The organism is Methyloversatilis sp. S146-33 (assembly GCF_059552495.1).
The window spans coordinates 108,943-126,650 of record NZ_JCANOT010000023.1; the positions used below are offsets into that span (position 1 = coordinate 108,943).

General features: G+C 65.1%; 18 protein-coding genes. 9 read left to right on the plus strand and 9 right to left on the minus strand.

From position 1 onward, the window contains the following. The first annotated feature begins 153 nt into the window (after nt 1-153). From glyA to fchA, 5 genes are all read left to right on the plus strand, one after another. A complete protein-coding gene (gene glyA, locus AC51BJ_RS08375) occupies nt 154-1,410 on the plus strand; it encodes a serine hydroxymethyltransferase (protein ID WP_019917755.1) in 1,257 nt (418 codons plus the stop codon). A gap of 53 nt (nt 1,411-1,463) precedes the next feature. Continuing rightward, nucleotides 1,464-2,654, plus strand: a complete 1,191-nt coding sequence (locus AC51BJ_RS08380; protein ID WP_043363897.1) for an aminotransferase class V-fold PLP-dependent enzyme — start codon at nt 1,464-1,466, stop codon at nt 2,652-2,654. Between the two features lie 91 nt (nt 2,655-2,745). Next, a complete protein-coding gene (locus AC51BJ_RS08385) occupies nt 2,746-3,696 on the plus strand; it encodes a D-2-hydroxyacid dehydrogenase (RefSeq protein ID WP_304004992.1) in 951 nt (316 codons plus the stop codon). 61 nt (nt 3,697-3,757) lie between these two features. Then, on the plus strand, nt 3,758-4,618 hold the full coding sequence (locus tag AC51BJ_RS08390; RefSeq protein WP_304008525.1) for an NADP-dependent methylenetetrahydromethanopterin/methylenetetrahydrofolate dehydrogenase: 861 nt from the start codon (nt 3,758-3,760) through the stop codon (nt 4,616-4,618). A 3-nt stretch (nt 4,619-4,621) separates the two neighbouring features. After that, entirely contained in the window at nt 4,622-5,251 is a 630-nt protein-coding gene (gene fchA, locus AC51BJ_RS08395; RefSeq protein WP_019917751.1) for a methenyltetrahydrofolate cyclohydrolase, read from the plus strand. A 56-nt stretch (nt 5,252-5,307) separates the two neighbouring features. Here the strand turns inward: fchA and AC51BJ_RS08400 are convergent, their stop codons facing one another. From AC51BJ_RS08400 to AC51BJ_RS08420, 5 genes are all read right to left on the minus strand, one after another. After that, on the minus strand, nt 5,308-6,600 hold the full coding sequence (locus tag AC51BJ_RS08400) for a PepSY-associated TM helix domain-containing protein (protein WP_496279906.1): 1,293 nt from the start codon (nt 6,598-6,600) through the stop codon (nt 5,308-5,310). Nucleotides 6,601-6,605: 5 nt separating this feature from the next. After that, a complete protein-coding gene (locus tag AC51BJ_RS08405; RefSeq protein ID WP_496279907.1) occupies nt 6,606-8,978 on the minus strand; it encodes a TonB-dependent siderophore receptor in 2,373 nt (790 codons plus the stop codon). Nucleotides 8,979-9,141: 163 nt separating this feature from the next. Next, nucleotides 9,142-10,191, minus strand: a complete 1,050-nt coding sequence (locus AC51BJ_RS08410; RefSeq protein ID WP_496279908.1) for a FecR family protein — start codon at nt 10,189-10,191, stop codon at nt 9,142-9,144. Continuing rightward, entirely contained in the window at nt 10,188-10,712 is a 525-nt protein-coding gene (locus AC51BJ_RS08415) for a sigma-70 family RNA polymerase sigma factor (protein WP_496279909.1), read from the minus strand. Before AC51BJ_RS08415 ends, AC51BJ_RS08410 begins: the two co-directional genes overlap by 4 nt. Before the next feature lie 126 nt (nt 10,713-10,838). After that, a complete protein-coding gene (locus AC51BJ_RS08420; RefSeq protein WP_019917745.1) occupies nt 10,839-11,105 on the minus strand; it encodes a hypothetical protein in 267 nt (88 codons plus the stop codon). 141 nt (nt 11,106-11,246) lie between these two features. On the opposite strand from AC51BJ_RS08420, the gene AC51BJ_RS08425 reads away from it, so the two are divergent. The 4 genes from AC51BJ_RS08425 (at nt 11,247) to AC51BJ_RS08440 (ending at nt 13,355) form a co-directional block, all read left to right on the plus strand. Then, nucleotides 11,247-11,777, plus strand: coding sequence for a gamma carbonic anhydrase family protein (locus tag AC51BJ_RS08425; protein ID WP_019917743.1), 531 nt, complete (start codon nt 11,247-11,249; stop codon nt 11,775-11,777). Nucleotides 11,778-11,859: 82 nt separating this feature from the next. Beyond that, nucleotides 11,860-12,069, plus strand: coding sequence for a hypothetical protein (locus AC51BJ_RS08430; RefSeq protein WP_304004985.1), 210 nt, complete (start codon nt 11,860-11,862; stop codon nt 12,067-12,069). A 49-nt stretch (nt 12,070-12,118) separates the two neighbouring features. Beyond that, entirely contained in the window at nt 12,119-12,820 is a 702-nt protein-coding gene (locus AC51BJ_RS08435; RefSeq protein WP_496279910.1) for an SIMPL domain-containing protein, read from the plus strand. Then, complete coding sequence (locus AC51BJ_RS08440) at nt 12,807-13,355, plus strand: C40 family peptidase (RefSeq protein ID WP_496279911.1); 549 nt, start codon at nt 12,807-12,809, stop codon at nt 13,353-13,355. Before AC51BJ_RS08435 ends, AC51BJ_RS08440 begins: the two co-directional genes overlap by 14 nt. A gap of 36 nt (nt 13,356-13,391) precedes the next feature. Here AC51BJ_RS08440 and ftsB read toward each other — a convergent pair whose 3' ends face one another. The 4 genes from ftsB to pyrG are packed head-to-tail and all read right to left on the minus strand — an operon-like array spanning nt 13,392 to nt 17,573. Next, complete coding sequence (gene ftsB / locus AC51BJ_RS08445) at nt 13,392-13,676, minus strand: cell division protein FtsB (RefSeq protein WP_430434454.1); 285 nt, start codon at nt 13,674-13,676, stop codon at nt 13,392-13,394. Nucleotides 13,677-13,694: 18 nt separating this feature from the next. Next, nucleotides 13,695-14,981, minus strand: coding sequence for a phosphopyruvate hydratase (gene eno, locus AC51BJ_RS08450; RefSeq protein WP_496279912.1), 1,287 nt, complete (start codon nt 14,979-14,981; stop codon nt 13,695-13,697). 59 nt (nt 14,982-15,040) lie between these two features. Then, the gene (gene kdsA, locus AC51BJ_RS08455) at nt 15,041-15,883 is read right to left on the minus strand and encodes a 3-deoxy-8-phosphooctulonate synthase (RefSeq protein WP_496279913.1); all 843 of its coding nucleotides are present in this window, start codon (nt 15,881-15,883) and stop codon (nt 15,041-15,043) included. A gap of 10 nt (nt 15,884-15,893) precedes the next feature. Continuing rightward, nucleotides 15,894-17,573: a CTP synthase gene (pyrG, locus tag AC51BJ_RS08460; RefSeq protein WP_020165116.1), complete on the minus strand. Its 1,680-nt coding sequence runs from the start codon at nt 17,571-17,573 to the stop codon at nt 15,894-15,896. Between the last annotated feature and the right edge of the window lie 135 nt (nt 17,574-17,708).

The following is a 17,708-nucleotide window of genomic DNA, read 5'->3' on the forward strand; positions in this document are numbered from 1 at the left end:
TCTTTTCAATTAAGCTTCACTTATACTTATCACGGCAATAAGAAAGTCCGATACGAGGCCCTTGATCCATCAGATATAGTCTGCTTGCCTTGTATTACTTCATAAGGCCTGCAGAGGACGCGGGCCGAAAGCTCACTCAGAAAGGTAATCCGAATGTTTGACCCGAAACAGACCATCGCCCATTCCGACCCCGAACTGTGGGCCGCCATGGAAGCGGAGTACGCCCGTCAGGAACACCACATCGAGCTGATCGCGTCGGAAAACTACGCCAGCCCGGCGGTCATGGAAGCCCAAGGCTCCGTACTGACGAACAAGTACGCCGAAGGTTATCCGGGCAAGCGTTACTACGGTGGCTGTGAGCATGTTGACGTCGCGGAACAGCTGGCGATCGATCGCCTCAAGGCACTGTTCGGCGCCGAATACGCCAACGTGCAGCCGCATTCGGGTTCGCAGGCCAACGCTGGTGTCTATATGGCGATGCTGCAGCCGGGCGACACCATCCTCGGCATGTCGCTGGCCCACGGCGGTCACCTGACGCACGGTTCGTCGGTGAACTTCTCCGGCAAGATCTACAAGGGTGTGGCTTACGGCCTGGATCCGGAAACCGAAGCGATCGACTACGCACAGGTCGAAGCGCTGGCCAAGGAACACAAGCCGAAGATGATCGTGGCCGGTGCGTCCGCCTACGCCCTGCACATCGATTTCAAGCGCTTCCGCGAGATCGCTGATTCGGTCGGCGCCTACCTGCTGGTCGACATGGCCCACTACTCCGGCCTGGTCGCTGCCGGCCTGTACCCGAGCCCGATCGGCATCGCCGACTTCGTCACCTCGACCACGCACAAGACGCTGCGCGGCCCGCGCGGTGGCGTGATCATGGCCAAGGCAGAGTTTGAGAAGCCGCTGAATTCGATGATTTTCCCGGGTATCCAGGGCGGTCCGCTGATGCACGTCATCGCGGCCAAGGCCGTCGCCTTCAAGGAAGCCGCGACCCCGGAATTCAAGACTTACCAGCAACAGGTGCTGAAGAACGCCCAGGTGATGGCCGAAACGCTCGTCGAGCGTGGCGTGCGCATCGTTTCGGGCCGCACCCAGTCCCACCTGTTCCTCGTCGATCTGCGTGCCAAAAACATCACTGGCAAGGACGCAGAAGCAGCGCTGGGCCGTGCACACATCACGGTCAATAAGAATGCCATCCCGAACGACCCGCAAAAGCCGTTCGTGACCAGTGGCATTCGAATCGGCAGCCCTGCCATGACGACCCGCGGCTTTAAGGAAGCCGAGGCGAAGCAAGTTGCAAATCTGATCGTGGACGTGCTGGACGCACCGAACGACGACGCCGTGATCGCACGCGTGGTCGCCGACGTCACCAAGCTGTGCGACGCGTTCCCGGTCTACGGCCGCAACAAATAAAACAAGCGGTCAGCCACCCCGACACCTTTCAAAGCAATTACAGGAGTTTCGCCATGTCTCGAATCGCCGGTCGTAACCATCTTTACGTGCCTGGTCCCACCAACACGCCGGAGCGCATCCTGCGCGCCATGGTCGTGCCGCAGGAAGACCACCGCTCGCCCAAGTTCCCGGAACTGGCGCTGTCGGTGCTGGCCGACCTGAAGAAGGTGTTCAAGACGACCGAAGGCACCATCTTCACCTTCCCGGCATCCGGTACCGGCATGTGGGAAGCGGCGCTGACCAACACGCTGTCGCCGGGCGACAAGGTGCTGTGCTCGCGCTTCGGCCAGTTCAGCCACCTGTGGGCCGACATGGCGCAGCGTCTGGGCTTCGAAGTCCAGGTGCTCGACGTCGAGTGGGGCACCGGCGTGCCCTATGACCAGTACGAAGAAATCCTGCGCGCCGACAAGGAGCACAAGATCAAGGCCGTGCTGGCCTGCCAGAACGAGACCGCCACCGGTGTGTCGAGCGACATCGCCAAGGTGCGCAAGGCGATGAACAACGCCAACCACCCGGCGCTGCTGATGGTCGACACCGTGTCGTCGCTGGTGTCGATCGACTTCCGCATGGACGAGTGGGGCGTCGACTGCACGGTGTCCGGTTCGCAGAAGGGCTTCATGCTGCCGGCCGGCATGGGCATCCTGGGCATGAGCCCGAAGGCGCTGAAGGCGATGGAAACCGCGACCTCACGTCGCTGCTACTTCGACATCGGCGACATGATGCGCAACAACGCCACCGGCTACTTCCCCTACACGCCGTCGATCCCGATGCTGTACGGCATGCGTGAAGCGCTGAACACCATTTTCGAGGAAGGCCTGGAGAACATCTTCGCCCGCCACGAATACCTGGCCAACGGTGTCCGCGCCGCCGTCCAGGAAGGCTGGAAGCTGAACCTGTGCGCCAAGGCACCGGAGTGGTACTCGAACACCGTCAGCGCCATTCTGGTGCCGGAAGGTTTCGACGCCGCCAAGGTGATCAGCAATGCGTACAACAAGTACAACCTGTCGCTGGGCGCTGGCCTGTCGAAGGTTGCCGGCAAGGTGTTCCGCATCGGTCACCTCGGCGACCTGAACGCGCTGTCGCTGATGAGCGCGATCGCCGGTGCCGAAATGTCGATGCTGGACAACGGCATCAACGTCACCCCGGGTTCGGGCGTGGCGGCTGCCTCGACCTACTGGCGCACGAACGCTCCGCAGGCGAAGTAATATTGCGGCGGCCCGCTCCGGCGGGCCTGCGTGTCTGCTGCTCGGCCGGGTTCGCCCGGCCTTTTACATCCATAGAACAGAAGGAAGAGACATGTCGCACCACGTTGTGTTTCTCGACCGCTCCACGCTGAAGGCCAATGTCCGTCGTCCGTCCTTCGACCACACCTGGGCCGAGTACGACACCACCGCCCCGGACCAGATCGTCGAACGCCTGAAGGACGCCACCGTCGCCATCACCAACAAGGTGCCGCTGCGCGGCGACGTGCTGGCCCAGCTGCCGAATCTGAAGATGATCGGCGTGGCCGCCACCGGCTACGACGTGATCGACGTGCCGGCCTGCCGCGAGCGCGGCATCGTCGTGTCCAACATCCGCAACTACGCGGTGCACACCGTGCCGGAACACGCGTTCGCGCTGATCCTGGCCCTGCGCCGCAGCATCATCGCCTACCGCCAGGACGTCGAGCGCGGCCGCTGGCAGGAAGTGGACCAGTTCTGCTTCTTCGACCACCCGATCTACGATCTCTTCGACAGCACCATCGGCATCTTCGGTGAAGGCGTGCTCGGTCAGGGTACGGCCAAGATCGCCCGCGGCTTCGGCATGAAGGTGCTGTTCGCCGACCACCCGGGCCCGAAGGCACCGGGCGTGGAATTCACGCCGGTCGAGGAAGTGCTGGCTCAGTCCGACATCATCTCCCTGCACTGCCCGCTGACGCCGGAAAGCCGCAACATGTTCAGCATGGAGCAGTTCAAGAAGATGAAGCGCAGCGCCATCCTGATCAACACCGCCCGCGGCGGCCTGGTGCACGAGGAAGACCTGGTGACCGCGCTGAAGGAAGGCATCATCGGCGGCGCCGGTTTCGACGTGCTGACCAAGGAACCGCCGAAGGAAGGCAACCCGCTGCTCGACCTGCGCCTGCCCAACTTCATCCTGACGCCGCACGTGGCCTGGGCCTCGGACGGCGCGATGCAGTTCCTGGCCGACCAGCTGATCGACAACGTCGAAGCCTACGTCAAGGGCAGCCCCGTCAATACCGTGACCTGATCAGAGCACGCCGGCTGTGCGGCCGGCGGCCTACCCCCTTTCAGACCTCCGAGACATCACAATGAAAAAACTGCTTTACCAATTCGATACCGATGAACATCCGTCGGTGTTCGACAGCGTCGTGTGCCACGACGGCGGCGCGGACCACGTGATCGGTTACGGCGGCGTGCATCCGCACAACGTCGGCGCCATGGTCGACGGTGCGATCTTCACCCGCGCACCGAAGGACAAGAAGAACACCGCCATCTTCATCGGCGGCAGCAACATGGCCGAAGGCGAGACGCTGTTCAAGGCGGTCAAGAAGAAGTTCTTCTCGAACTTCCGCGTGTCGGTGATGCTGGATTCGAACGGCTCCAACACCACTGCGGCAGCCTGCGTTGCCTGGCTGGCGCACAGCGGTTCGCTCAAGGGCAAGAAGGCGGTCATCCTCGGCGGCACAGGCCCGGTGGGCACGCGCGCTGCCGTGATGCTGGCCAGCGAGGGCGCCACGGTGACGCTGGTGTCGCGCAAGATCGCCACCGCCGAAGAAGCGGCCAAGCAGCTCAAGGCCAACTTCAATCTCGACGTGTCGGTTGCCGAAGCGGCTGACAACGACGCCCGCGCCCGCGCCATCGAAGGCGCGAACGTGGTCATCGCCACCGGCGCCGGCGGCATCCAGCTGCTGGAAGAGCGTCACTGGAAAGACAACCCGACGCTGGAAATGATTGCCGACGCCAACGCGACGCCGCCGCTGGGCATCGAAGGCATCGACATGATGGACAAGGGCGTGGTCAAGCACGGCAAGATCGTGTTCGGCGCCATCGGCTTCGGCGCGCTGAAGATCGCGCTGCAGCGCGCCTGCGTCGGCAAGCTGTTCGAAAGCAACGACATTTCGCTCGACGCGTCGGAAATCTACGCGATGGCGAAAACCATGGTGGGCTGAGCCATGACGATGATCAAGGACAAGCCGGTCACCACCTTCCTCGACGAGCTCGCCTCCAGCGCGCCGACCCCGGGCGGCGGCAGTGCCGCGGCCATCATGGGCGGCATGGGCGCGGCGCTGGTCAGCATGGTGTGCAACCTGACCATCGGCAAGAAAGCCTACGTCGAAGTCGAAGGCGAAATGAAGGATCTGCTGGCCAAGGCGGAAGCGCTGCGCGCCCAGCTGACCGACTTCATCCGCGCCGACGTCGAAGCTTTCGACGGCCTGATGGCCGCTTACGGTCTGCCGAAGGACACCGACGAGCAGAAGGCCGCCCGTTCGGCCGCGATCCAGGACGGTCTGAAGAAGGCGACCGACGCACCGCTGGCCTGCGCCCGCGCCTGCGCCGACGTGATCGCGCTGTCGCTGGTCGCCGCCGAGAAGGGCAACAAGAACGTCGTATCGGACGCCGGTGTGGCCGCTCTGGCCGCCGTCGCCGCGCTGCGTTCGGCCGCACTGAACGTCGACATCAACGTGCCCAGCATCAAGGACGCCGATTTCGCCGCTTCGCGCCGTGCCGAAACCGACGCCCTGCTGGCCAAGTGGGTGGCCGAGGCGGACCGTGTTGTCGAGGTTGTGAAGAGCAAGCTCTGACCCGCCTGCTCCGCATCTTCAGGGGCGCCTGCGGGCGCCCTTTTTTCTTTCCCGTCTCAGTGCCGCCCCGGACGCACCGCACACTTCGCCGGCACCATCGCACTCTGCCCTGCCCGCTCCTTCGCCACCCGGCCGCGCCGCTTGTACCACCACACGTACACGCCCGTCATCGACAGCCCTGCCACCACCAGTCCGAGCGCGGAAATCGCGATGCGACCGGGCAGCCCCAGGATGCGGCCGGAATGCAGCGGGAACTGCGCGTGCACGAAAAGATCGGCCGCGGTGCCTGTCCACGGAACCATGTGACCCAGCGCCTCGCCGGTCAGGCCATCGACCCAGACGCGCGGATGCCCTGCGCCGCCCACACCATGTCCGTCTTCCGGCTGGAAGAAGGACACGGTGTAGATGCCGTACATGCGGTTGTACGACACGCTTCCCGGCGCATGCGACCAGCCGGCCGCCACCGCTTCGGTGCGCCCGGCAGCGATCGCCTGCGCGAATCCGATTGCCGGCGCGACCGGTTCCAGCAGCGGCGCCGGCGTGCGTTGCTGGAACGGTGTGGGCGTCACGTCGGACACGCGGGACATGACCGGCAGGAACACCTCGCGGTACAGGTTCAGCGAAAATGCCGTGAAAGCCACGATGAACAGCAGTCCCCAGGTCCACAGGCTGCCCGCACGATGCAGGTCGAAATTCAGACGGTAGCTACCGCCGCCCGGACGCACCGTCCATGCCGGCCGCCAGCGCTGCCAGAAGCTGCGCCGCGTGCTCCCGGCTAGCGCTGCCGTTGCGCGCTGACGCGCCGGCAGCGTGAGGTAGGCACCGGTAAAACAGTCCAGCGTCCAGATGAGTGCGATGACGCCCATGAGCCAGATGCCCCACCGGTTGCTGCCCCACATCGCCGGCACGTGCAGGCTGTAATGCAGCTTGTAGAGGAAGGACACCACGTTCTCGCGCGACAGTGGCCATACGGCGCCCCACTCGCGCCGCCCCAGCTCTTCGCCGGACGAAGGATGGACGAACACCTGGTTGAAGCCCGGTTCGTGCAACCGGCCGTGCGCCCGATCGACGCGCGGCGCCACACCGAAGCCCCAGCTGTGGCCGGCTTCCGACACCAGCGGGACATAGGTCACCTGCACTGTCGGATGACGGGCTTCGATGTCCGCGGCGAGTTGCAGGGGATCGCGTACGGCCCCCGTCCCCTGCGCTTCGAGCAGATGCGGGTTCAGCCATTCGTCCAGTTCGTGATCCCAGGAAATGATGGCGCCGGTCAGGCCGGCCACCACCAGGAAGCCGGCCATGAGCAGGCCGGCCCAGCGATGCAGCAACACCCACCACCGGCGGTTCATCGCGCTCACCAGCGGTAGGCCGCTGTCACGGTGGCGCGCCGTTCCTGCCCGTAGAAGCAGGCATAGGTGCACACCGCGTAGCGCTTGTCGAACAGGTTCTCGACATTCATCGCGAGCTGCCAGTGACGGTCGAGCCGGTAGTCGATCCGCGCGTCGGTCACCGTATAGGAGGGCACCACATAGGTATTGGCGTTGTTCTCGGTATCTCCGAAATAGCGCATGCCCGCGCCCACACCGAGTCCCGGCATGCGCTCGCCGAAGCGGTAGTCGGCCCACAGCGAGGCCATGTGGCGCGGCACGCCGCCCGGCCGTTCGCCCTCGTTGCCGGTGTTGCTGCGGGTGATTTCCGCGTCCGTGTAGGTGTAGGCAGCGATGACGCTCAACTGCCGGTTCAGGTGGGCGCGCGCCTCCAGTTCCAGACCGCGCGAACGCACCTCGCCCTGCTGGATGCTGAAGCCGGGATTCGCCAGGTCGCTGGTGGTGACATTTCGCCGTGTCAGGTCATAGACGGCCGCGGTGAAGCTGGTGCGTGTGCCGGGCGGCGCCACCTTCACGCCGATCTCGTACTGTTCGCCCTTGGTCGGCTCGAACGAGCGCCCGCTCACGTCCTGGCCATTGGTCGGCTCGAACGATTCCGAATAGCTCAGGTAAGGCGCCACGCCGTTGTCGAACAGATAGACCAGACCGGCGCGTCCGGTCAGCGCACTGTCGTCGTAACTATCGGTGCGCACGCTGTTGAGGTGATTGCGCAGATAGCCGTCGACGCGGTCGTAACGGCCCCCCAGCAGCAGCACCCAGCGCTGGTCGAACTTGATGTGGTCCTGCAGGTAGAAGCCGGTCTGGCGCGTGTGCTCTTCGTTGTCGATCGCGGCATTCGTCGACATCGTGACCGGAGCGCCGTACACCGGCGCATACAGGTCGAGCGCCGCCACCGTGCCGTTGTACTGCAGGCGTTCGAAGCGTGCCTTCGTGAAATCGACGCCGGCCACCACCGTGTGTTCAGTGTCACCGATACGGCCCTTGATCTGTACCTGGTTGTCCAGACTCCAGCTGCGGTTCTGGTCGGTCCGGTGATAGGCGCCCCGGCTCACTGTGCGCTGAGCCACGTCGAGCGCGCCGATCCAGATGTCGCCGTAGCGGCTCTCGGAATCGAAGTAGATGAAGTTCTGGCGCAGTTCGATCTGTTCGTTGATGCGATGGCTCAGCAGATAGCCCAGCATGTGGTTGCGGCTGTCGAACCCGTTAAAGCCCGGTTCGCCGACGAAGCGGCTGCGTGAAATGCGTCCGCTCGCCGTCTTCGTGAGCACGCCTTCGCGCGGCAGGCCATAGACATAGGTGGTGTCGTTGTGCTGCCAGTTCGCGAGCAGGGTGAGCGAAGTATCCGTATCCGGCCGCCAGGTCAGGGCCCCGGACAGGAAATCGCGATCGTCATCGACGTGATCGATCATGGTGTCGCTGCGCCGGCTCAGGCCGGTCAGCCGATAGGTCCATTCGCTGCCCTCGTCGATGGCTCCCCCGAGGTCGGCGGCCACCTGGGCCCGCCCGTAGGTATCCGTGCGCAGCTGGATTTCCCGCACCATGTCAGCCGCCGGCAGCTTGCTCACCATGTTCACCACACCGCCCGGCGCGGTCGAGCCATACAGCACGGATGCCGGTCCGCGCAGCACTTCAATGCGTTCCAGCCCGTAGGGCTCGGCCACCCCGGCGAACACATTGCGCGACAGCTTGGCTCCATTCAGGTACATGGGCGCCGAACCGGTCACGTTGAATCCGCGCATCTGCATGCCGTCGCTGGTCGTGCTGTTGGCGTCGCCCGTCAGGCCGTGCACGCCAGGCGTGTATTGCAGGGCCTGCACCAAGGTCTGTGCGTTCTGCGTTTCCATCTGCTCGCGCGTCACCACCGATACCGACTGCGGCACCTCCTGCAGCGGAACATCGGTCTTGGTCGCAGTCAGGCTGCGCCGCGCCACATAGCCATCGACCGGCCCCAGCGCAGTCTCCCCCACGGATGCAGCATTGACCGCCACGCTGGGCAAGGTCGGCACAGCTGATTCGTCGGTCCGCGCCGGCTGCACAACGACGGCGCGACCGCGCACCACGGCCGCCAGGCCACTGCCGGCAAGGATCCGGTCCAGCGCCTGCTGCGGGGTGAGTCGTCCGCTCACCGCCGGCGCACGCTTTCCGCTCACCAGGCTGGAGTCGACCATCAACTGCAGATCGGCCTGTGCAGCCAGCGCATTCAGCGCCGGGCCGAGCGCCTGCGCCGGAATGTGGAAATCGAGGGAGGCCGGCGCTTCGGCAGCGGCCAGGGACGGGACAGCAGCGGACAGGGCCAGCGCGAAGGACAGGATGGCCGGGGCCGGATACAGCAACGACATGATGTGGATGCTCCGTGTGTTCGATAGATGAAAGAAGGTCTCTATCGAAGAAGACGGATCAGTCGCTCACATCCACACCTCAATAAGAAAAATTCTTGTTCGCAATTGGAGTCGCTATGGCGACATCGGCCGAAACACGGATGCAGGTGCGGTGTCCGGCATCTCAGTGATCGCGCGCTCCGTCCGCCACCAGCACCTGGGTCGGGCCACGCGTCACCACCTTGAGCGGCAGCGCCTCCACCAGCGCACGCCGGAAATCGGCCAGACGCTGCACGCGGAAGCTGCCGTCGATGCGCAGTGCCGCCACGTCCGCATCCTCCACCACCAGCCCGGTGGGTCCGTAGCGTTCGAATTCAGCGAGCGCCGCGGCAATCGGCGTGGCGACGAAATTAAGGCGCCCCTCCCGCCAGGCCGCATCCGCCGATACGAGCCGATCGATGGCGTCGGGCCAGCGACCCTGCTCGATCAGCACGGTGTCGCCTGCAGCCAGCCGCAAGGGCGCGGTCACGGGCATGGTCGTCCGCTCGACGAGCACGCTGCCGTGCTCGACCATGATCCGCGTGGCGCCGGCATCAAGGCCAGTGCGGGTGTGGCGCACCGAAAAACGCGTGCCGGTCACCGTCACTTGCACGTCCCCCGCAATCACGCGCAACGGCCGTGCAGCATCCTGTTGCACGTCGAGGCGGAGCTGCCCTTCGTCCAGCCGGACCTCGCGTGCGGCATTGTCAAAGCGGACCTGCACGCCGGTGGCTGTATCGAGATCGAGCACGCTGCCGTCGGGCAGCGCCACCGACGTAACCAGGCCACGCGTGGTCGCGAAACGCTGTTCGAACACCGAGGGCGCCGACAATGGCAACAGCAGTTTCAGCCCGGCCACCAACATGAGTACCGCGCACAATCCGGCCAGCAGCGGCCCGTATGCGACAAGGCGACGCCGCACAGGCGCGGGCGTCGCTGCCGACGGCGGACGCCGGAACGCACGCACCACCTCGTCCGGCAAGGCGAGCAGATCGGCGTGCGTCGCCTCGATCTGCCGCCAAGCGGCGCGATGATCCGGGTGTTCGGCAAGCCAGGCGCGATGGGCGGCGTCGACTGCCGGCCCGTGTTCGCGCCGGCGCACCACCCAGCGTGCCGCCTCAAGGGCGGCCGCATCCGTACAGGCATCCTCGGCAGTCCGGGAGCGCTCCCGTGACATGTCATGTCCGGCGCTCATTCCTTGTCCTGCCCGTCTGGATGACCCGCGTCGTTGTGCAGTGCACTGCGGCAGGCGCGGCAGGCCATCAGCCCGCGCACGATGTGCTTCTCGACCATGCTGCGTGAAATGCCCATGCGGCGCGCGATCTCGGATTGAGGGAGGCCGTCGTAAAGATGCATGACGAAAGCCTCGCGCGTGCGCGGCGACAGCGACTCGATGGTGCGCACATAGGCACGGGCGGCCTGGGTGGCCGCGCACAGCTGTTCCGGTTCGTCCTGCTGCGGTGCCGGTGGCAGGTCGGCTTCGGCCAGCGCGTCGAGTGCATCGTGATCGCGCACGCGAACGGCGCGGTGCCGGTCGACCAGCAGATTGCGTGCAATACGGTAGAGCAGCGCGCGCGGGTCGGCGATGGCCTTGCCACCGCGCGCCATGGTGAGCACCCGCACATAGCTCTCCTGAGCCAGATCCGCGGCGTCTTCTCGGCTGGCAACTTTCTGCGCCAGAAACTTCAGCAGTTCTCTGTAATGGGATTCGAACACGGGCGGTACGGAACGATGCAGCTTCCGCACGCCGACCCGTGGCCTGGCGTTGGCTGGGGCGTGTCAGCGCATGAGAAATAGTGGAATGTTTCTCATTCTCTCACACTCGATCACCCGTCCGCGCCCTTACTGCTGCGCCTGGATCTGCGCCTGCACCCGGTTCAGCCATTCGCGCATCGTTGCCAGCAGTTCGCCCTGGCTGAACGAACAGCTTTCTCCCGAAAACAGCCGCGCCGATTCGAGCCGCATCAGCAGGCCGTCGAGTACTTCGCGCCACTTGGCCGGTAGCGTCGCATCGTCCACACCATGGCGACGCCAGGTTGCGATCAGCGCATCCATGTCGATGCGCCCTGCTTCGAAATCGGCCAGCGAACGGCCCAGTGCTTCGTTCATCGCTATCCTTTCCCATGTCGGAACAAGCGTTCCCGCGGCCTGCCGCTTGCGCCGGTACCAAGGCATGCGCGTACAATCGCGACCCTGGTTGCATTGCACAATAATTCGCCCGACCGACGGTCGCGGCAGCCGGGAGTCCGCATGAGTCTGTACGCCCTCGACGGCAAGACACCTGTCGTCCATTCCAGCACCTGGATCGCACCCAGCGCGAGCATCATCGGCGACGCCGAACTGAAGGCGGACACCAGCGTGTGGTTCGGTGCGGTCATCCGCGCCGACAACGACCACATTTCGATCGGCGAGCGCTCGAATGTACAGGATGGCGCGGTGCTGCACATCGACGACGGCGTGCCACTGACCATAGGCAGCGACGTCACCATCGGCCACCACGCGATGCTGCACGGCTGCACCGTCGGCGACGGCTCGCTGGTCGGCATCCACGCCGTCATCCTCAACCGCGTGGTGATCGGCCGCAACTGCCTGATCGGCGCCAATGCGCTGATTCCGGAGGGCCGCGTCATCCCTGACCGTTCCCTGGTCCTCGGTTCGCCCGGCCGCGTGGTGCGCCAGCTCACCGACGAAGAGGTCGAAGGGCTGATGCGCAGCGCCGCCGGCTACGTCGAGAAATCGCGCCTGTACCGTGACAGTCTGCAGGCCGTCCCCCGGGTCTGATGACCTTGAGGACTGACGTACCCTTCAGCCCGGCGCGCAGGCGGTCGTTATCCCGGTGAACCACCGACATCGGGAGACCGCAATGACCCAGCGCACCCACTTCTTCTTCACCGGCGCCCACGTGCTGCCGGCCGTCATGCTGGCCGCCAGCGGCGAAACCACGGTGATGGCGGTGCTGACCTATCTGGCGCTGCTCGGCGTCGCACTGCTGTCGGCGATGGGCGAGGAGCACGCCCGCGTGCCGGTGCGCATCAAGGCCGACGAAGAGCGGGACATCCACCGTCGCCGCTGAAATCCCCGGCCGCTATACTCCCGTCGTCATGACGATTGCGGGAGCACAAATGAAATACCCCCTGTGGCTGCTGCTTGCAGCCTGCGTGTCCGGCGCGAATGCGGCCGAACCGTCTGCCGCGCGGCGCGAAGGCATCGTGGTCGACCTGAACGCCGAAGCGTCCCGCCTCGCCCAGAACGATCTCGCGCGCGCCCAGGCCTACATCGAACTGGGCGACACCACACCCGGCCCGCTCGCGAAGAAGGTGAATGCAGCGATGCAGGCCGCCCTCGCCACGACCAAGCCCTATTCCAGCGTGAAGGTGCGCAGCGGCAACACCTCGACCTATCCGGTCTACAGTAAGAACGGCCGCACCATCGAAAGCTGGCGCATGCGCTCGGAACTGTTGCTGGAATCGAAGGACCAGGCGGCGCTGTCCGAACTGCTGGGCAAGCTGCAATCACAGCTGGCAGTCGGCCAGCTGACGCTGGAACCGAGCGAGGACACCGCGCGCGAAGCGGAGAACGCCGCCATCGGCGACGCCATCGCCGCCTTCAACGCACGCGCGAAGATCGTCGCCGCGTCGCTCGGCGGCAACTGGCGCGTGCTGCACATGAATGTGAACAACACCTCCGGCATGCCGCCGCCGCGCCCGCTGATGCGCAGCAAGGTGGCGATGGCCGAAGCGGCGATGGCCGACATGCCGGTCGAGGCCGGCGAGTCGCGCGTCAGCGTGAACATCAGCGGACAGATCGAGATTGACCGCAAGTAAGCAAGCACTCACGCTCACCGCAGCGCTGCTGCTGGCGGGCTGCGGCACACTGCCGGCGCCAGCGCCCGATGCGCCGGCCACACCGCAGCCGCCTGTCGTACAGACACCGCCGACGGCACCGACGACGGCGCTGCAACTGGCCGACGACGCCCACGCGCAGGACGCGGTGATCTATGCGCTCGGACTGATCGGCAACCAGTATCGCTTCGGCGGTCGCAACCCGGACAGCGGGCTGGACTGCAGCGGCATGGTGAGCTGGATATTCGAGCAGGTGGCCGGCATCCGCCTGCCGCACAACGCGGCGCAGATCGCCCGCCTGGCGCGACCGGTCGATCGCGCGTCTCTGCAGCCGGGCGACCTGGTGTTCTTCAACACCAGCGGCAAGCCGCACTCGCATATGGGCATCTACGCCGGCGAAGGACGCTTCATCCACGCGCCGAGCACGCGCGGCAAGTACGTACGCACCGACGCACTGGACAACGGCTGGTTCGCGTCGCGCATCAGCGGGCTGCGCACGCTGCGTCGCGACGTCTGAACATCCGGAAAAACGACGAAATCCGCCTGACGATGGTCAGGGCTTGCTGCGCGGCACCTGCACGAACACTTCGCCAGGCTTGACCAGGCCCAGTTCGATGCGTGCACGCTCTTCGACGGCGTCAAAACCGGTCTTGAGGTCTTTCACATCCGCTTCCAGCGCGACGTTGCGCGCTTCGAGCCGGCTGTTGAGCGCGCGCTGCGCTTCCAGCGCACGCTCGGCTTCCCATGCCTGCAGCCACCCGCCCTTGCCGAGCCAGAGCGGGTACTGCAGCGCGGCGATCAGCGCCACCAGCAACAAGGACGGCCAGTGGCGGACCATGATCGCCGACCTGCCCGCTTACTTGCGCAGGTTGTAGAACGCCGAGGCGCCCGGGTACCACGCGGTATCGCCGAGGTCTTCTTCGATGCGCAGCAACTGGTTGTACTTGGCAATGCGGTCGGAGCGGCTGAGCGAACCGGTCTTGATCTGCATCGCATTCAGGCCGACCGCGATGTCAGCGATGGTGCTGTCCTCGGTTTCGCCCGAGCGGTGCGAAATGACCGCGGTGTAGCTCGCGCGCTTGGCCATTTCGACAGCGGCGAAGGTTTCGGTCAGCGTGCCGATCTGGTTGATCTTGATCAGGATGGAGTTGGCGATGCCGCGGGCAATGCCTTCCTTCAGGATCTTGGTGTTGGTGACGAACAGGTCGTCGCCGACGATCTGCACGCGGCTGCCCAGGCGCTCGGTCAGCAGCTTCCAGCCGTCCCAGTCGTTTTCCGCCATGCCGTCTTCGATGCTGACGATGGGGAACTTGTCGGCCAGCGTGGCGAGGTAGTCGACCAGCTGTGCCGATTCCATCGTCAGGCCGGCACCTTCGAGGTGGTACTTGCCGTCCTTGTAGAACTCGGAGGCGGCGCAGTCCAGCGCCAGCACCACGTCGCGGCCCGGCTCGTAGCCGGCGGCCGAGGCGGCGTCGAGAATCATGTTCAGTGCTTCTTCGGCGCTGCCGACGTTGGGTGCGAAACCGCCTTCGTCACCGACCGTGGTCGGGTAGCCCTTCTTGTCGGTGAGCTTCTTCAGCGCGTGGAACACTTCGGCGCCCATGCGCAGCGCTTCGCGGAAGCTGGTCACGCCGACCGGCATGATCATGCATTCCTGGAAATCCAGGCTGTTGTTGGCGTGCGCACCACCGTTGATCACGTTCATCATCGGCACCGGCATGGCCATGCCACCCGAGCCGCCGAAGTAGCGGTACAGCGGCAGACCGGCTTCTTCGGCCGCCGCCTTGGCCACCGCCATCGACACCGCCAGCGTGGCGTTGGCGCCGAGACGCGACTTGTTTTCGGTGCCGTCGAGCTCGATCAGGGTCTTGTCGATGAAGGCCTGCTCTTCGGCGTCGAGGCCGATGATGGCTTCGGAAATTTCCGTATTGACGTTCTCGACCGCGGCCAGCACGCCCTTGCCGAGATAGCGGTCCTTGTCACCGTCGCGCAGCTCGATGGCTTCGCGCGAACCGGTCGAGGCGCCGGACGGCACGGCCGCACGGCCCATGATGCCCGATTCGAGCAGCACGTCCGCTTCAACGGTGGGATTGCCGCGCGAATCCAGTATCTCGCGCGCGACGACATCGACGATTGCACTCATGGTCGCTCCAGGTCCTCAGTAAATTTATTGAATTCGAATTTTGATCGTGTCCCGCACCATCAGGCGAAGGCGGATTCGAGGAATCCGTGCTTCTTCGTGACGGCGTCGAGGTCGCGCAGCTGGGTCAGCAGCGCTTCCATCATCGGCAGCGGCCAGGCATTGGGGCCGTCCGACATCGCCTTCTCGGGATTCGGGTGGGTTTCCATGAACAGGCCGGCGATACCCACGGCTACGGCGGCGCGCGCCAGCACCGGCACGAACTCGCGCTGCCCCCCCGAAGTGCTGCCCTGCCCGCCCGGCAGCTGCACCGAATGCGTCGCGTCGAACACGACCGGGCAGTCGGTGTTGCGCATGATGGCCAGCGAACGCATGTCGGACACGAGGTTGTTGTAGCCGAAGGAGGCGCCGCGCTCGCACACCATGATGGTGTCGGCGCCGCCATTCGCTTCCTTCGCCTTGTCGACCACGTTCTTCATGTCCCCCGGCGCCATGAACTGGCCCTTCTTGATGTTCACCGGCTTGCCGGTGGCGGCGCAGGCGTGGATGAAGTCGGTCTGGCGGCACAGGAAGGCCGGCGTCTGCAGCACATCGACGTACTGCGCGACGATGGGCGCTTCTTCCGCGGTGTGCACGTCGGTCAGCACCGGCACGTTCAGCTCGCGCTTCACGTCAGCCAGGATTTCCAGTCCCTTTTGCATGCCCGGGCCGCGATAGCTCTTGCCCGAGCTGCGGTTGGCCTTGTCGAAGGACGACTTGTAGATGAAGGGAATGCCCAGACGGGCAGTGATCTCCTTCAGCTTGCCGGCGGTATCGAAAGCCATTTCGCGCGACTCGATCACGCAGGGGCCGGCAATGAGGAAGAAGGGCTTGTCGAGGCCGACGTCGAATCCGCACAGTTTCATGGCGATCTCCTTAGCCCGTCACCTTGCGCACGGACCGCTTGACCGCACCGCGAGCGTCCTGGCGGGCGATGGCCGCGCGGGCGAAGGCGGAAAACAGCGGATGGCCGGCGCGCGGCGTCGAGGTGAATTCGGGGTGGAACTGGCAGGCGACGAACCACGGGTGGTCCGGCAGCTCGATCATTTCGCACAGCGGATCGGTCGCGTCCTGCGAACGACCGGACACGCGCAGGCCCACCTTTTCGAGCTGGGCGAGGTACTGGTTATTGACCTCGTAGCGGTGACGGTGGCGCTCGACGATTGTGGCCGCGCCGTAGATATCGCGCGCCAGGCTGCCCTCGGCGAGGTTGCAGTTCTGGCCGCCCAGACGCATCGTGCCGCCGATGTCCGACGACTCGTCGCGACGCTCGAGCTTGCCTTCAGCGCTCATCCACTCGGTAATCAGGCCGATCACCGGGTGCGGCGCGTTGCGCTCGAATTCGGTGCTGTGCGCACCGGTCAGGCCGGCCACATTGCGGGCGTACTCGACCACTGCCAGCTGCATGCCCAGGCAGATGCCCAGGTAAGGCACACCGTTCTCGCGCGCATAGCGGATGGCGGCGATCTTGCCCTCGACGCCGCGGCGACCAAAACCGCCGGGCACCAGGATGGCGTCCATCGGGTCGAGCAGCGCGCGGCCGCCATCGCTGGCGCGCTCGATCGCTTCCGAGTCGATGTAGTGGATGTTGATGCGCGAGCGGGTGTGGATGCCGGCATGCACCAGCGCTTCCGACAGCGACTTGTAGGACTCGGTCAGGTCGACATACTTGCCGACGAAGGCGATGTCCACGTCGCGCTCCGGATGCTCCAGCGCGTCGATCAGGCGCGTCCACGCGCTCAGGTCGGCAGCGCGGGCCAGGATGTTCAGCTTGTGACAGACGATCTCGTCCAGCATCTGGTTGTGCAGCATGGCCGGGATCTTGTAGATGCTGTCGGCGTCGGTGACCGAAATAACGGCTTCCGGCAGCACATTGGTGAACAGCGCGATCTTGCGCCGCTCGTCGTCCGGCACCACGCGGTCCGAGCGGCACAGCAGGATGTCCGGCTGGATGCCGATCTCGCGCAGTTCCTTGACCGAGTGCTGGGTCGGCTTGGTCTTCAGTTCGCCGGCGGTGGCGATGTAGGGCACCAGCGTCAGGTGCATGAAGCAGGTGTTGCCGCGGCCCTCTTCGATACCCATCTGGCGGATCGCTTCGAGGAAGGGCAGCGACTCGATGTCGCCCACCGTACCGCCGACCTCGACGATGGCCACGTCGGCGCCTTCGGCGCCGCGCTTCACATAGGCCTTGATCTCGTCGGTGATGTGCGGGATGACCTGCACCGTCTTGCCCAGATACTCGCCGCGGCGCTCCTTCTTGATCACCGACTCGTAGATCTGGCCGGTGGTGAAGTTGTTGCGCTTGCCCATCTTGGCGCTAGTGAAGCGCTCGTAATGGCCGAGATCGAGATCGGTTTCCGCCCCGTCTTCGGTGACGAAGACCTCACCGTGCTGAAACGGGCTCATCGTGCCCGGATCGACGTTGATGTAGGGGTCGAGCTTGAGGTGGGTGACACGGATGGAGCGCGATTCGAGAATCGCGCCCAGCGAGGCGGCTGCAATGCCCTTGCCGAGCGAGGACACCACGCCACCGGTGACGAATACGTACTTGGTCATGTATTGCGCTGCAGCGGGAAATGCGCAGTTTACCGGAAAAGCGGCGGCCCTTGAACACCGCGGCGCGCTGACCAGGGCAGTTGCCGGCGACGCGGCGCCCTCTTTTCCGCCCTTCCCGCTCCCCTTGCAACGCTC